Annotated in this window: 15 protein-coding genes; 7 read left to right on the forward strand and 8 right to left on the reverse strand. The window is 37.8% G+C overall.

The window, feature by feature from the left end:
- Nucleotides 1–3: 3 nt before the first annotated feature.
- Nucleotides 4–2,520 (reverse strand): M14 family metallopeptidase, encoded by a 2,517-nt coding sequence (locus tag JR347_RS02515; protein WP_205722483.1) that lies wholly within the window; start codon nucleotides 2,518–2,520, stop codon nucleotides 4–6.
- A 63-nt stretch (nucleotides 2,521–2,583) separates the two neighbouring features.
- Nucleotides 2,584–3,120: a DinB family protein gene (locus JR347_RS02520; RefSeq protein WP_205722484.1), complete on the reverse strand. Its 537-nt coding sequence runs from the start codon at nucleotides 3,118–3,120 to the stop codon at nucleotides 2,584–2,586.
- 24 nt (nucleotides 3,121–3,144) lie between these two features.
- On the opposite strand from JR347_RS02520, the gene JR347_RS02525 reads away from it, so the two are divergent.
- Together JR347_RS02525 and JR347_RS02530 are read left to right on the forward strand one after the other, a co-directional pair.
- Nucleotides 3,145–4,002, forward strand: a complete 858-nt coding sequence (locus JR347_RS02525) for a patatin-like phospholipase family protein (protein ID WP_205722485.1) — start codon at nucleotides 3,145–3,147, stop codon at nucleotides 4,000–4,002.
- On the forward strand, nucleotides 3,983–4,549 hold the full coding sequence (locus JR347_RS02530) for a class I SAM-dependent methyltransferase (RefSeq protein ID WP_205722486.1): 567 nt from the start codon (nucleotides 3,983–3,985) through the stop codon (nucleotides 4,547–4,549). The genes JR347_RS02525 and JR347_RS02530 overlap by 20 nt, the downstream gene beginning before the upstream one ends.
- On the opposite strand, the gene JR347_RS02535 is transcribed toward JR347_RS02530, so the two are convergent.
- Nucleotides 4,530–5,423: a diacylglycerol/lipid kinase family protein gene (locus tag JR347_RS02535; protein WP_205722487.1), complete on the reverse strand. Its 894-nt coding sequence runs from the start codon at nucleotides 5,421–5,423 to the stop codon at nucleotides 4,530–4,532. The genes JR347_RS02530 and JR347_RS02535 overlap by 20 nt on opposite strands.
- 106 nt (nucleotides 5,424–5,529) lie before the next feature.
- On the opposite strand from JR347_RS02535, the gene JR347_RS02540 reads away from it, so the two are divergent.
- On the forward strand, nucleotides 5,530–5,811 hold the full coding sequence (locus JR347_RS02540; protein ID WP_205722488.1) for a DUF427 domain-containing protein: 282 nt from the start codon (nucleotides 5,530–5,532) through the stop codon (nucleotides 5,809–5,811).
- Here the strand turns inward: JR347_RS02540 and JR347_RS02545 are convergent, their stop codons facing one another.
- The 5 genes from JR347_RS02545 to JR347_RS02565 all read right to left on the reverse strand — a co-directional run bounded on the left by JR347_RS02545 (nucleotide 5,812) and on the right by JR347_RS02565 (nucleotide 10,692).
- Nucleotides 5,812–6,189, reverse strand: coding sequence for a hypothetical protein (locus JR347_RS02545; RefSeq protein ID WP_205722489.1), 378 nt, complete (start codon nucleotides 6,187–6,189; stop codon nucleotides 5,812–5,814). It abuts the gene before it with no gap.
- Nucleotides 6,174–6,944 carry a LytR/AlgR family response regulator transcription factor gene (locus JR347_RS02550; RefSeq protein ID WP_205722490.1) on the reverse strand — a complete coding sequence of 257 codons (771 nt, stop codon included), beginning with the start codon at nucleotides 6,942–6,944 and terminating at the stop codon, nucleotides 6,174–6,176. The genes JR347_RS02545 and JR347_RS02550 overlap by 16 nt, the downstream gene beginning before the upstream one ends.
- Nucleotides 6,941–7,957 (reverse strand): sensor histidine kinase, encoded by a 1,017-nt coding sequence (locus JR347_RS02555; RefSeq protein ID WP_205722491.1) that lies wholly within the window; start codon nucleotides 7,955–7,957, stop codon nucleotides 6,941–6,943. The genes JR347_RS02550 and JR347_RS02555 overlap by 4 nt, the downstream gene beginning before the upstream one ends.
- Before the next feature lie 61 nt (nucleotides 7,958–8,018).
- The gene (locus JR347_RS02560) at nucleotides 8,019–9,455 is read right to left on the reverse strand and encodes a fasciclin domain-containing protein (RefSeq protein WP_235689736.1); all 1,437 of its coding nucleotides are present in this window, start codon (nucleotides 9,453–9,455) and stop codon (nucleotides 8,019–8,021) included.
- Between the two features lie 127 nt (nucleotides 9,456–9,582).
- Entirely contained in the window at nucleotides 9,583–10,692 is a 1,110-nt protein-coding gene (locus tag JR347_RS02565) for a tetratricopeptide repeat protein (protein WP_205722492.1), read from the reverse strand.
- A gap of 111 nt (nucleotides 10,693–10,803) precedes the next feature.
- Here JR347_RS02565 and JR347_RS02570 point away from each other — a divergent pair, with 111 nt between their 5' ends.
- The 4 genes from JR347_RS02570 (at nucleotide 10,804) to JR347_RS02585 (ending at nucleotide 14,355) form a co-directional block, all read left to right on the forward strand.
- Nucleotides 10,804–11,916 carry an amidohydrolase family protein gene (locus tag JR347_RS02570; protein WP_394369440.1) on the forward strand — a complete coding sequence of 371 codons (1,113 nt, stop codon included), beginning with the start codon at nucleotides 10,804–10,806 and terminating at the stop codon, nucleotides 11,914–11,916.
- A gap of 186 nt (nucleotides 11,917–12,102) precedes the next feature.
- Complete coding sequence (locus JR347_RS02575; RefSeq protein ID WP_205722493.1) at nucleotides 12,103–12,270, forward strand: hypothetical protein; 168 nt, start codon at nucleotides 12,103–12,105, stop codon at nucleotides 12,268–12,270.
- 97 nt (nucleotides 12,271–12,367) lie between these two features.
- Entirely contained in the window at nucleotides 12,368–12,907 is a 540-nt protein-coding gene (locus JR347_RS02580; RefSeq protein ID WP_205722494.1) for a hypothetical protein, read from the forward strand.
- A 371-nt stretch (nucleotides 12,908–13,278) separates the two neighbouring features.
- Nucleotides 13,279–14,355 carry a hypothetical protein gene (locus JR347_RS02585; RefSeq protein ID WP_205722495.1) on the forward strand — a complete coding sequence of 359 codons (1,077 nt, stop codon included), beginning with the start codon at nucleotides 13,279–13,281 and terminating at the stop codon, nucleotides 14,353–14,355.
- Nucleotides 14,356–14,359 lie beyond the last annotated feature (4 nt).

The following is a 14,359-nucleotide window of genomic DNA, read 5'->3' on the forward strand; positions in this document are numbered from 1 at the left end:
TTATTAATTCCCCACCATAAACACAGCATTGGAAAACAGCAGTTTCCCGTTCTCCCAAAATCCGCGGAATAAAGGGTTATCTACCAAATAAACTACTTCACCTCTGCCCTTTGATTGTACACCAAAAACAAGGCTTTTATCAAGTTTGGATACAGCCTTAGACCCCGCAAAACCACTCACAGGTTTACTATCTTCTTTTATGACGCCCACATTTGAGCCATCTTCTAAATAGCTCCAGCGAGTTGATGATGTTTTTAGGGAGTAGTAATTTTTGGAATAACCATACGCCAAAGGGTGCGTATTGTCTAACTCAATTTTAAAAATTGCACCAAATATTGAACTGCTCAAATTATCACGTTCTAGTTCAGTATAAGTTCTAAGAAGTTCTTCCTCAGTTGGTTCTTTTTTCTTTTTCTTGTCATCACTATCCAGGTATTCCTTCACTGCAAAACCCGATTTTTCTTTGAATGACGATATCGCATTTCCAATAAGAATAAGCCGTCCGCCACCAGAAACCCATTCTCCTATACTTTTAACCAAATTATCATCAAACATGCTGTAGAACCCGTTCGGAACTATCAGTACATTGTAATCATCTAAATCTATTCTTGAAAAATAGTCCGTGCTAATTGATGTAATTGGATAATTGATTTGTTGTTCGAAAAAGTGCCAAATCTCACCGTAACTTAATGATGAGGTTTGTGGACCAGTAATTACAGCAATTTCAGGCTTGTTCAGTTTGGCTATTTTCGAGGAGCCTAAATCCACTCCGCTGTCAGAAAAACCCGTCTGTACAGCAATTACGTTAGCCTCATATTTTTTTACTGATTCTTTAATCAGATTATCTAAGCCTCCTTTAATATGTTCATTATTCCGCTGGGTAATTACCAAGCTCCCTCTCTCGAATGAATCACCGTTGATTGTAAATGGTTCATGAGCCAGACGAACATTAACGTCCTTTTTAAGCAAGTAGCCAAGCCATTTAACGTCTTCCAAAGCATTGTATTTGGCAATGTAGGCATATGGAGATTCTGCCTCTATTTCAGAAACTGTCTCCTTCTTGAATTCATTAGAGTTCGAGAGATTTTCGGTTAGTGCATAAGCATCCAGACCATACGCATATGGTAACGACCAGGCGGTAATGTCATAAGTTAACGTATCTGAAAGCTTAGTTTCCGGCTCAAATAAAGCTTTGATCAGTCGAGACGCTGGCTGATTCGTGTTGATTACTAAATCATTGCCAGAGACTGTAAAACTTTTCGTGTTCCGAGTTAAATAACTATACCCTTTCAGACTCTTGGAGGAACTGACTGACCCATATTGAATCATGTGCTTATCTAAAAACTTGCTCAATGCATCAAGCTTATCCTGATTGTTATTTTTAACTACAAACGATTTATACGTGCCGATTGGAGAAGTAACATTTTTACTGAAGTAGGCCTTAAATTCTTCACTTAGTTTAGCTGCATTTTTCGATGCTATTTCTACGGTTGATATTCCTGTTGTATAATGGCGTTCAATTCTATCCTTGAGTGTGAGCGTATCCCCATATTCTGTGATAATCCCCAGGCCAGCGTACCCATGGCCGGCTTGTTCGTAAGTCATGCCAATGGCTCCATTGTAGGTTGGGTAGGTATCTCCATAACTAGGATATAAAAGGTCGAAGTTTTCTCTGGTAAAATAAAGCCAGTTTTCTTTATCAAAGTACTTAGCGTGATTCTTACCAATTTGAGATTGAAACTCACGTTGCCAGGAAGTAATCACTTCATGAAAAGGTTCCGCTGCAGGGGCAAAATAATAGGGATTATTTACAAATTGCTCATGGTAATCTACATGCACATGCGGCATCCACTCATGGTAAATCTTAGACCTACTTGCCGATTCCGTTTGTGTTTGCCAGGCCCAATCTCTGTTCAGATCAAATAAGTAGTGGTTCGGTCTGCCCCCCGGCCATACTTCATGGTGCTCAATGTCGTCTCCATTAGGATTAAAGTTTTTGTTGCCATATTGGTTATAGAAATTCGCATAGCGATCTCTACCATCAGGATTGACGCAAGGATCGATAATTACAACCGTATTTTTAAGCCATTCTTGCGTGCTTTTATTATTCGCATCAGCAAGAGCATACATGGTTTTCATAGAGGCTTCAATGGAAGAAGCTTCGTTACCGTGTATATTATAACTCAGCCAAACGATCGTAATGTCATCTTCAGTAACATTACCTTTAACCAGTTGAGTCCTTCGAAGGTTGTTTAACCTTATTTCTTCAATGTTTTTAATGTTTTCAGTGCTACTGATAATTGCATATGTAAGCGGCCGATGCTCATACGTTTCTCCGTAGGTTTTATAAAGCACATTTTCCTTTACATCTGCCACATGCTTAAAATATTCCACCACACGATGGTGTCGGGTAAATCTAGACCCCAATTCATATCCTAAAAATTCTGATGGTGTTTGTAAATTTTTTTGACCTAATGCGACATTAACAATGCAAATAAAGCCTAGCAACAAATATCTCATGATTAACAATTTAGTCAGCGAAAATAGTGAATAAGCCAGTTAATTAGGTTTATCAACCGTAGTTTACGCCTGAATGTTTGACAAAAGGCGTTTTATCTGAGCCAAATGGTGCTTATGGTGCGCTTTGATAAATTCTATTGTTTGAATCAGGTTGAGATATCCTACTCTAGGATGTTTGAATAGCTTTAGTTCCAACTGGCTGTCTGTTTGAATGCTTAACAGTAAACGAAATGATTCTCGAAGATTTGCCCAGTCCGATTTTAATTCTTCTAAATTTACCACTTCAGGAATAGGCTCACTAACTGTTCTAGGTGCCTTGTATTTTATTGGAAGTTTAAGGAAAAGTTTCAACAGGCTGTGCCGAAACTTTTCTTTTATACCGACATTTTCTGCTTTCTGATTATTCTTTATTCGTTTAGAAATATCTTCAAATGTTTTTTGCTCTACCAAGTATAAATGGAATAGCGTTTGAGCCAACGACCATTGCCCTTCGTCAAACTTTTTATTGGCCTGAGCCTCAGACACATCAGCAGTCATTACTAAAAGATATTCTTTTTGATATTCTAAGGATTGAAACTTTTCTTTAACTTTTGCATTCATAGGTGTTAAAATTAATCAAAACTCATGGGTAAATCAGTAGCGCTAGTACTTTCTAGCGGTGGTGCGCGCGGTGTGGCTCATATTGGCGTAATAGAAGGACTTTTAGAAGAAGGATTTGAAATTACTTCCATCTCCGGCAGTTCAATGGGAGCTGTTGTTGGCGGAGTATATGCAGCAGGTAAGTTAAAAGAATATAAAGAATGGATTTGTAATCTGGATCGGTTTGATGTTTTCAAGCTACTCGATTTCACATTGAGTACCCAGGGCTTTGTAAGAGGCGAAAAAGTATTTAATGAAATGAAGAAATTCATTGAAGAGCAAAATATCGAGGATTTAGGAATACCTCTTTCTGTTATAGCCACAGACATTGTTAATAAAAAAGAAGTTGTGTTTAAAAAGGGTTCCCTTTATCAAGCTTTAAGGGCCTCTGCGGCAGTTCCGTCTGTACTTAAACCGAGCCTAATAGATGATATTGAACTTGTTGATGGTGGTGTCATCAATCCATTACCGGTAAAGCATGTAAAAAGAAAAAAAGGCGACATTCTGGTAATCAGCGATGTAAATGCCAATATTAAAAATACTATGAAGAAGCCAGAGCCTAAAAAAGGTAGTGCACTGGCTGATTTGCTTGAAAAATGGAATAGTTTCTTCCCAGAGAAGAAAAAGAATAAAAGGCTAAGCTATTTCGACCTGATTACCTATTCAGTGGATTTAATGCAGGATAGAATATCTGACTATATCATTGAAGAAAGTAAGCCTGAAATGGTCGTTAAAATTTCTCGCGATACATGCGGAACGTTCGAGTTTCATAGAGCGGAACAAGTACTGGAACATGGCAAAAAACAGTTTAAAAAAGCACTGAATGATTCAGGACTTAAATAAGCAATTTGGCAATATTGACATCTATCTGCTCGATCAGATACTAAAAGGCAGATTCGAAAACTGTAGCAACCTCTTAGATGCAGGCTGTGGTGAAGGAAGAAATTTAACCTATTTTGAAAATCGTGGACTCAATATTTATGGTTGCGATACAAATCTTATGGCCATTAAAATGGCGCGGATGTCACACAAGAATATTCCTTCAGAGAATCTTTTAAATTCCAGCATTGAAGATTTAGAACTACCAGAGCAGTATTTTGATGCAATTATATGTACAGCAGTTATGCACTTTGCCAAGGATGAAAAGCACTTTCATCAAATGCTGGATAAGCTCGTGTTACTGCTAAAAAATGAAGGAATACTATTTATTCGTATGGCTACTGATGTAGGTATTCAATCTAAGCAAAGCAATGGCTTTACCTATCTACTCCCAGAAAGTGACATAGAAAATACATTTACCAAGCGAGGACTTCAGTTTATAGAACCCTGGAAGTCGGTAGTGGTAAAAGGTGAACGCTCGATGGGTGTTTTTACATTACTAAAAACTTAATTTTTCGTTCATCAATCGAAATGGTGGCAGGCAATTGCCCAATATATTCACCATCTGCCTCAATGCCACACGTTTCATTAGAAGTTAATTCCAGTTGCTTAGCAGTTTTGTATTGAACTTGTGGGTGATCTAAGATCTGTGCTTTTTTTATTTTGTTCACATTCTTAAGATAGTCGGATATGCTTATGTCTCCTGATATTACAACAGAGAAGGAGCCGTCTGATGGATCTGCGTTTGGGGCTATACACAAACCGCTACCAAAGTATTTTCCATTAGCAGCTACTATAGAGTTCACTTTTCCTTCATACTCCCAGTCATCTGCCTTACAGTTGACCGATACATTTTTATACGTAAAAAATGTTCTGATAATCGCTGTGAAAAAGGTAAAGTTAGAACCAAACCATTTGCTGGAGCTGTTCACTCTTTTCACCACTTCGGCACCTATTCCTATATCTGCAATATTCAAAAAGTACTTAACCCCTCCTTCATGTTCAATTTTACCAATATCTAACAATTGGTGTTTGTCTTTACTAATGGCCTCGAATAAATCCGCCAGGTTTGTTGGGGTTGACAATGATTTTATAAAGTCATTCGCGGTACCAAAAGGGAGTAAACCTAACACCACTTCAGAGGTGTAATTTTTAATGATGCCATTAATAGCTTCGTGTAATGTGCCATCACCCCCTACTGCAATAATATGTGTGAAGCCGTCTGTGATAAACTCTGAAGCCAAAGAAGTAGCATGCCCCTGTTGCGAGGTTTCTACCACATTAAATTCAATATTTCGTAACTCTTGCCGGGCTTGTTGTAACTGTTTATAGAATCGCTTTTTTCTGAGACTCTTCCCATGAAGGATAAATGCGACTTTATACATGATGTTGTTGATTTTTGACCACTGGAAAGTTACTCAACTGTCAGAATTGGGACAAATCTTTTCGTTAAGTTGCCTGTTATTAAAAGCGTAATAAAAACAACTTGATATGAAAGCTATTTGGAATGGCGAGGTAATCGCTGAAAGTGACGATACCGTAGTTATTGAAGGGAATCATTATTTTCCGCCCAACACCATCAAAAAAGAATACTTTAAAGCTTCTGACACAAACACTGTGTGTCCATGGAAAGGCACTGCTTCTTACTATACTTTAGAAGTCAATGGCGATAAAAACGAAGATGCTGCGTGGTACTATCCTGAAGTTAGTGAAATGGCCAAACCTATTAAAGGGCATGTGGCGTTTTGGAAAGGGGTAGAAGTAACAAAGTAGTTACCTCTTCCTATTTCTCACTCTTCCCAGATACTTAAAGGCATCTACCAACATATAGGTACCTATTCCTCCAGTTGCTCCGCCTGCAACTAAAAGCGCTTGTCCGAGTTCATCATTCTCGCGGCCCAGCATTAAGCCTCCGGCAATAGTAATGGAATAGCCTAATGTAGCTACAAATATTCCGCGCTGGAATTTACTTTTGGCCGTTTCTAAGTTCAAAACGATGTGATCCACATCAGTTCTGATTGAAAGTATCTCCTGTTTTAACGAATCATAATTGGGCGACTGTGCCAATGTTTCAGAAATAGCACATGAAAAAATAATAGCAAGAACAGCGATGAGTTTTTTATGCATAATGGTGTTTATCTGTCTATCCATGATTTGAAATCAGATACTTTACTTCTGCTTACCTGCAGCTTCTCCTTGAAAGGAAAATTAAGCTGTATTTCAAGTTTCTGATCTTTAGTGTTTAATTCTTTAATAGCATCAAGGTTGAGAATGTATTGCCTGTTAATTCTAAAAAACTGCTCCGGATTTAACAACTGGGTGTCAAGCTCTTCAAGAGTATGATCAATCACATATTTTCTACCTGCCTCGTACGAATGTAAATGGCAAATTTTATCTTCAGCAGAAAATACCGCAGCTTCTGTTGTATTCTTGAACATAATCTTACTCCCATACTTAACCAAAAACCGCTTTTTAAATGCCTTGGCGCTTCCCAAAAGCTCCTTTATGAATTCAGCATCTAATGTTGGATTTTCAGAAGTGGAGTTTTTATTTAGCTCATGATATTTGTTCAATGCAGCTTCTAGCTGCTCATACTTAATGGGTTTTAGTAGATAGTCAATGCTATTTAATTTGAAGGCATTGATGGCGTATTCATCGTAGGCAGTGGTGAAAACAACAGGCTTGTTATAGCTTATCTTGTTAAAGATTTCGAAGCTTTTTCCATCGGCTAGCTGAATATCCAGAAAGACTAAATCCAGATCTTCCCTGTGTTTATCAATGAATGGTGCCGCTTCGTCCACTGTATCAATGACAGATAAAATGCGAATGGAGGAATCATAATCTTGTAAAAGAGATTCCAATCGCTCGGCTGCCAGCGGTTCATCTTCTACAATTAATACATTCATAACTCAGGAATTATCGGAATTTTAACTGTAAAAACGCCATTAGAATTTGTAATAATGGCATCATCACCACACAAATAGTTGTATCTACTTCTTATATTTTTCAACCCTATTTGTGTAGACTCTTCTTTAACCGATTTGAGATTTAAACTGTTTTCTACAACAATGAAATTATTTTGATTTTTTATCACCACCTGTAATGGGTTTGACTTGGATACCACATTATGTTTTATCGCATTTTCAATGAGCAATTGAAGTGTAGCAGGTGCTACGTAGGTATCAAGAATTGTATCATCAAGCTTAATGGTAATGTCTAGGTTATCTTGAAATCGTATTTTTTGTAAAAAGATATACGACTGTAAAAATTTGAGCTCATCGCGTAGACTAACCACCTTATTCTGCTGATTTTGAAGCAAATACCTATACACCTCGCTTAACTGATCTATGAACTTGGAAGCTGTGTCAGCATCTTTGTAAACTAATGTGGAGAGTACATTGAAACTATTAAATAAGAAATGCGGGTTTACCTGATTTCTAAGGGCGGCAAATTGTGCTTCTGCACTTTCCTTCTTTAATTTTTCTGCCAGTAGCTGCGTAGTGTTGTATTGATTTATGAAAAAGTAAATCGCATTAATGCAGTGTAGAAATAAATTCACTCTGAATGTAAACCCTAAGGTTAACTTAAATGTGAGTATTTGGTGTGTAGTATCTGAAAAAACCCTACTCAAAATAAATGTTGATGCAAGTGATAATATCGCCACATAAACCACACTTAATAAGAAGAAAATGATGAGCGGATGTACTTTTTTACTTAGAACGGGCTGAATTAAATACTTTTCTACAAGGCGATTACCTTCCCATATAAAAGCAACAAGCACAAGTATTACTGCAAAAAAAGTGACGTTTGAAATAGAAAAGCCAAAAAGCTTATTGCCCTCCGTAAATAATATATTCAGGAATGAATACACTGAGAGAAGCAGTATAAATAAATATCTCAGGCGGTGGGTAAACATCATCTTAAATTTAGTTAAAGTAGGGGTTACCAACTAACCCCTACTTACATTACAATATGAATTATTAAAGTGTTGGTAATAGAACTCCATCAATTACGTGCACTACGCCATTTTCTATGGTTACATCGGCAGTAGTTACATTAAATGTGTTACCATTTACATCTGTCACTGTTACATCAGTACCACTCACATTTACTGTTAACATTTCGCCATCTAACGTTTCGAACATAGCTCCATCTGTTAAATCACCAGAATATGCTACCGCTGGCACAACGTGAAATTCTAACACGTCTGTAACGGCTTCTGCACCAAGCTTATCAATCAACTCTTCTAATGTAGTTACTGACTGTGCAGCCAATAGGTCAGCAAAAGCATCATTTGTTGGTGCAAATACTGTAATGGCATCAGCTCCTAGCAAAGCATCACCTAAAGCTGCTGCTGTAACTGCATCTAAAAGTGTAGTTAGCCCAGCATCAGTTGCTGCAGTTACTACTGTAGGTCTGTCAATTGGAAGTACAACTCCATCAATTACGTGCACCACACCATTTACGATGGCTACATCTGCGGCAGTAACATTGTAAGTCAATCCGTCTTGGTCTGTAAGCGACACGTTCGCACCATCAACATTTACAGTTAGCATTTCACCTTGCAAGGTTTCCAACATCATACCATCTGATAGGTCGTGTGAAAAAGCGACTGATGGAACAACGTGATATTGCAATACAGCAGAAACTGTTGCAGCACCTAAACGATCAATTAAGCCATTTAAGTCTGACACTCCATATTCCGCTAAAAGCTGAGCAAAAGAATCGTTAGTTGGTCCAAAAACAGTAATTGCTTCAGCACCGGTTAATGCATCTCCCAAATCGGCAGCAGTTACAGCATCTAATAAAGTAGAAAGACCTGCGTCAGTGGCTGCTTGCACTACAGTAGGTAATGTTAATGTTGGCAATAACACACCATCAATAACATGAACAACACCATTATCAATAGCTACATCAGCAGTAACTACATCAAATGTATTACCCGCTGCATCAGTTACAGAAACGCCAGCCGCAGATTTAGTAACGGTAAGGCTTTGTCCACTCAATGTAGTTAGTTCCTGCTCACCATCGGCCAGGTCGTTAGCAAAAGCAACTGCCGGCACAACATGATAGCCTAGAACAACCTCTAAGTTTTCAATTCCACCAATTTCTGTTACCAATTGGTCAAGGTTATCTACGTTTAGTGCAGATAATAAATTAGAGAAAGCAGTATTGTTTGGAGCAAATACTGTTATCTCAGCAGCGCTTTCCAAGTCTGACACAAGACCTGCAGCTGTTACCGCTTCGTTTAAAGTAGTTAAGCCGGCATCAGTAGCTGCTTGCGTTAGGGTTGGATTGGTGACATTGGAATTACCATTGTCATCGTCATCATCGCACGATGTGGCAACCATCGCAAACAAAGTTAAGCCGAACAATAGACGTAAAAATTTCGAGTTTACTAACATTCTATTTTTCATGATTTTAAAGTTTAATGTTTGACCTTAAAACTTGAATGAATGGATAGTGTTAGCCCTAAAACGAGTGAATGGTTAAGTTTTCAGAGTGAAATGCAGATTTATGAACGCGAATGAAATAGAGCAAATCCTATTTACATAATTCTTTTATTGAGTCTTTCGCCTCCTCTGAGCCAAGTTCAACAGCCGTGTTTAAATCAAGGCAGCCATCGTAGTTATCGCCCATATTAATTTTGGCTAAGCCGCGTTGATGAAATGTTTCAGGGTCTTGAGGATATAACTCGATAGAAAAGGAGTAGTCTTTCACTGCGCCTTTGTAATCTTCTTTGGCGGCTTTTGCCAGGGCTCGGTTGTCGTAATACACTGGATTATAAGGATCTAACTCTATCGCCTTGTCATAATCAGCAATTGCATTGTCATAATCTTCCAGGTTGTAATAGATAACCCCTCTCAAATTGTAAGTGTCCGGATCTTCAGAATATAATTCTATGGATTTAGTGTAATCGGCCAGAGCGCCTTCAAAATCTTCTTTATCTGTTTTCGCCAATGCCCTGTTTTCATACATTACAGGATCTTTAGCTTCCATAGAAATGGCCTTATCATAATCTTTAATGGCCTCATCTATCTGCCCGATACCATACTTTGCCACACCTCTGAAATTGTAAGAATCGGCACTGCTACCATCTAGCTCTATAGCTTTATTATAATCATCGATTGCACTGATATACTCTTCCAGCTCTGCCTTTATTACCGCTCGGTTAAAATATTTGTCAGCATCCTTTGGGTCTAATTCAATGGCTTTAGAGAAATCAAAATACGCGCCTTGCAAATCTTCAATATTGTATTTGGCAAAGCCACGGTTATTATACGCTTCCGCTGATTTTGGATCATGCTTTATCGCTTTATCAAAGTCTTCAATAGCACCATAATCATCGCCTAAGTTAAATTTTGCTTCACCCCGGTTATTCAATGCATCTGAATAGGTAGAGTCCAATTCTAACGCAAAATTGTAATCGCCAATGGCGCCATAGAAATCACCCAGTTGATTTTTTGCATAGCCTCTTTTGTTTAGAACTTCTTTGTTATTGGCATTCGAATTAAGAAATGCAGAAAGCTCTGCTACTGCCTCCTTAAACTTATTATTTGCAATTTTTGCATCGGCTGACTTAAGCACTTCCTCAGCACTTTGTGCAGCCAAAAAGGTAGGAAGACAAATAAAAAGAATGGCTATAATTCTCATGTGGTTTAGATTCGTTTGAATGGCACCAAATATAACGATGAAGTGCGGTATTATTAAAAACCTTGGCAGATATTAGTCGTTAGTAAAGTTTTATTGATTAAAACATAGTGCATGATGCATAAAATATTACCAATAACAACGCTATTTTCTATCCTTGTATTATGCTCAAGAGCGCAGGAATCTGATACTGATAACCTAATAATGGACTGGGAAAAATACGACCCGCCCAGCACATTGGTGGTACCTGAACACGAAGTTAAAAAAGCCAAGTTTCCGTTTATAGATGTGCATAACCATCAGTTTTCTATGCCTACTCAAGATTTAAATGAGTTGGTAGAAGAAATGGATAAGTTAAATATGGCTGTGATGGTGAACCTTAGCGGAAGAGGAAGGGGTAGTGATGAACATTTGAAAGGCTGTTTAGATAATGTGAATGAAAATGCCCCAGAACGGTTTATCATTTTCACCAACATCAGTATTGGTACAATTAACGAACCTAATTGGACAGAAAACACTGTAAAACAAATAGAAAATGACGTAAAGTTAGGCGCCAATGGTCTGAAAATATATAAAAGTCAGACCATGGCAGAAGTAGATGGCAAACGAATTAGCATCAATGACCCAAGAATTGACCCGGTTTGGGCCAAATGTGGCGAATTAGGAATACCGGTATTGATCCATGCAGCAGACCCTAAACCTTTTTGGGATAAACATGATGAGAACAATGAGCGATGGTTGGAATTAAAAGTAAGGCCTGGCAGAAAAAGAGCAGATGATAATCCTGCTCCATGGGAAACCATTATTGCCGAGCAGCACGATATATTTAAGAAACACCCGAATACCAAATTTATAAATGCACATCTGGGCTGGTATGGAAATGATCTTGCCAAGTTGGGCGAGCTGATGGACAAATACCCAAACATGTATTCTGAAATAGGAGCTGTAATTGCCGAGTTGGGTAGACAACCAAGAATGGCCAAAGAATTTTTAACGAAGTATCAGGATCGAGTAATGTTTGGAAAAGACTCATGGAACCCGGAAGAGTATTATACTTATTTCCGCGTGTTGGAAACGGCTGATGAATACTTTCCTTACTACAAGCGCTACCATGCCTTTTGGCGGATGTATGGGCTGGATTTAAGTGATGAAGTACTTCGGAAAATTTATTATAAAAATGCGCTGGAAGTAATTCCAAATATCGATCGATCGTTGTTTCTGGAATAACTTAGAGTTTGTCAGACTGAGCCTCTCGAAGTCTTTTTACTAAAAGTTTGTCTGCATTTCGACAAGCTCATTGTGACAAACAGAAAATTGATTTAATCCTATTGAAATTATTCCAGTAATTCTTCGGTTCTGATAGTGTCAATTTTTTATATTCACTTTTTCAACTACTACTTAAAATTTTTAGCCATGACATTAGAAGAGGTTCAAGCAGAAATCACAGAATTAGAAGGAAAACTCACTGGCGATATGTTCGCAGATATGGAGATCAAAGATAAAATCCATAATCTTAAAATGAAGCTAAACGGCACCAAGCCGATGGATCAAAGTATTGAGTGCGAAGGGTGTGGGTCGTAGGGAGTTTTAGATAAATTCTTGTTAGTTCAATAGAAAATATCAAACTCTCGATGCTTAACTTATCATATGGGTGACAAAGTGCACTAAAAATATCCAAATGAGACAACTACTCATAATAGCACTAATATTTATTGGGGCTTGCAATCAACGAACTACTGATGAAGAATTATATGACCAATACATGAGGATTTACTATAACTCATGGAAGCAACCTAGAACAAAAAACTGGACTTCTGAGCAACTATTTAATCCAAATATTGGAGACACAATAATTTTAAATTTAGACCAATACATATTGACAAATTATTCAGACTCGGTGGTCCAAGGTGGAATTGGATTTAAGTTACTCTCTGGGACTCAAATTTACATTACCGATATATCTGATCATTTTGTTGAGGTAAAAACGCAGACTGATTCATTAGGCCTCATAGAAATTGACAGACTCAAAGATGATTTAACGAACAAAGGTTATTTGCAGCTCTTTAAACAAAATTATGAGCAGATAAATAAAGAAAGAATAAAAAGAGTTGAAGAACTAATGAGTCAGAATAATTTATCACCAGAGGATTTCTATAATAAATTAGCAGAAGAACATTCAAAGAGAACTGGTAAACCAATTTTTGATGCAAGCGAATAAAGAAAAAACACTTTCTAGCAATAGCTAAGCACAATGAGGAAGATTGTGAGTTAGATTCTTACAATCGTTTTACGCTACTTTTCCTGCAAAGAACATTTAATTTACATAGATCATCCCCTCTGAGTACAGTCTGAGTGTCAGATGCAATGATTTATATGAAAAAATAAGACTATCAACTTTAATGACATCCCTATTGGAATTCGTTTTCTCTTCAAACTGGATTGCTTTGGTATAAGTGCAATTTTTCAATTTGGTAAAGATATAGGTGGTCTACCAATTTTGGTTTTAGCGAAAGTGTTTATTAACTTCCTTACAGCCATATAAACTCGTTTTAGAATCATACCTATCAAGATGTACTTACGTTACGGACAATGAAAAATCTGACCTGCACATTTTTGCTATTGCTGATTAGCTTACTCGCCTGTGATGACGATAATAGCACAGAAACTACTATCCCAGACTCAGTTGAGCCTATAGAAAAAGGAAATAGAGAGTTTGGTATTAACATGTCTAATAGTGTTTTTGGATTTGAAGCTTCGTTTGCTGAAGCACAAAAGGCCGGTATTGAGGTGCTAGAATTAAATATCCCTTGGAATGCCATTGAAACAGCAGAAGGTGTTTATCAAGATCCGTTTGGTATCCTGCAAGCCACCTCGTTTTATGGTGCAAATGATATTAAGGTTTCATTTAGTCTGGCTGTGATAAACACCGTGCAATGGGAGGTGCCTGCATATTTAGAAAGCACAGCGCCTGATTCACCTGAGTTTGCTCAGGCATTTAATAATATGGTTGACTGGTTTGTAAATGAAGTGCCCGACAATGTAGAAATTCATAGCATTAGTGTCGGGAATGAAGTGGATCTCGTATTAAATGGTGCGGCAGACTGGAGTGCTTATACTGCATTTTATCAAGCTGCTAAAAATCATATTTCTGCCAATTATCCGAGCATTAAAGTAGGAGTAAAAACTACTGTTGCAGGCGGCCTGTTTGGAGCCGAACAGAATAAAATCGTTAACATCAATCAGTTCAGCGATGTGATTATGCTCAATTATTATCCACAGAATGCAAGTTTTGAGGTTCAAGACCCTGAATCTGTATTTGACGATTTTGAAAGAATGGTATCTTTCTTCCCCAATGATGATATATGGATCACTGAAATTGGCTATCAGTCGGGTGAAGAGTTTTGTAAGAGTAGTGAGGCCCAACAGGCCGAGTTCTATGATCAGATGTTTGCTGCGTGGGATGTTTATAGAGACAATATAAGTTTTTTAGTCATCAATTGGCTGCATGATCAATCACCAGAACAAATTAACGAATGGAAAGAGTACTATGGAGATGATCCAGCGCTAGTGGAGTATTTATCTACACTAGGTTTAAGAAATTACGATGGCACTGATAAAGAAGCCTGGCTACAGGTGATGAAGGAAGCCAATGCCCGAGGTTGGTAGTGAT

The organism is Fulvivirga lutea (assembly GCF_017068455.1).
Classification (GTDB): domain Bacteria; phylum Bacteroidota; class Bacteroidia; order Cytophagales; family Cyclobacteriaceae; genus Fulvivirga; species Fulvivirga lutea.

Coding starts and splice junctions, on each gene's coding strand:
- JR347_RS02515 (WP_205722483.1), bottom strand. CDS start 2,520: ATGAGATATTTGTTGCTAGGCTTTATTTGCATTGTTAATGTCGCATTA.
- JR347_RS02520 (WP_205722484.1), bottom strand. CDS start 3,120: ATGAATGCAAAAGTTAAAGAAAAGTTTCAATCCTTAGAATATCAAAAA.
- JR347_RS02525 (WP_205722485.1), top strand. CDS start 3,145: ATGGGTAAATCAGTAGCGCTAGTACTTTCTAGCGGTGGTGCGCGCGGT.
- JR347_RS02530 (WP_205722486.1), top strand. CDS start 3,983: ATGATTCAGGACTTAAATAAGCAATTTGGCAATATTGACATCTATCTG.
- JR347_RS02535 (WP_205722487.1), bottom strand. CDS start 5,423: ATGTATAAAGTCGCATTTATCCTTCATGGGAAGAGTCTCAGAAAAAAG.
- JR347_RS02540 (WP_205722488.1), top strand. CDS start 5,530: ATGAAAGCTATTTGGAATGGCGAGGTAATCGCTGAAAGTGACGATACC.
- JR347_RS02545 (WP_205722489.1), bottom strand. CDS start 6,189: ATGGATAGACAGATAAACACCATTATGCATAAAAAACTCATCGCTGTT.
- JR347_RS02550 (WP_205722490.1), bottom strand. CDS start 6,944: ATGAATGTATTAATTGTAGAAGATGAACCGCTGGCAGCCGAGCGATTG.
- JR347_RS02555 (WP_205722491.1), bottom strand. CDS start 7,957: ATGATGTTTACCCACCGCCTGAGATATTTATTTATACTGCTTCTCTCA.
- JR347_RS02560 (WP_235689736.1), bottom strand. CDS start 9,455: ATGAAAAATAGAATGTTAGTAAACTCGAAATTTTTACGTCTATTGTTC.
- JR347_RS02565 (WP_205722492.1), bottom strand. CDS start 10,692: ATGAGAATTATAGCCATTCTTTTTATTTGTCTTCCTACCTTTTTGGCT.
- JR347_RS02570 (WP_394369440.1), top strand. CDS start 10,804: ATGATGCATAAAATATTACCAATAACAACGCTATTTTCTATCCTTGTA.
- JR347_RS02575 (WP_205722493.1), top strand. CDS start 12,103: ATGACATTAGAAGAGGTTCAAGCAGAAATCACAGAATTAGAAGGAAAA.
- JR347_RS02580 (WP_205722494.1), top strand. CDS start 12,368: ATGAGACAACTACTCATAATAGCACTAATATTTATTGGGGCTTGCAAT.
- JR347_RS02585 (WP_205722495.1), top strand. CDS start 13,279: ATGAAAAATCTGACCTGCACATTTTTGCTATTGCTGATTAGCTTACTC.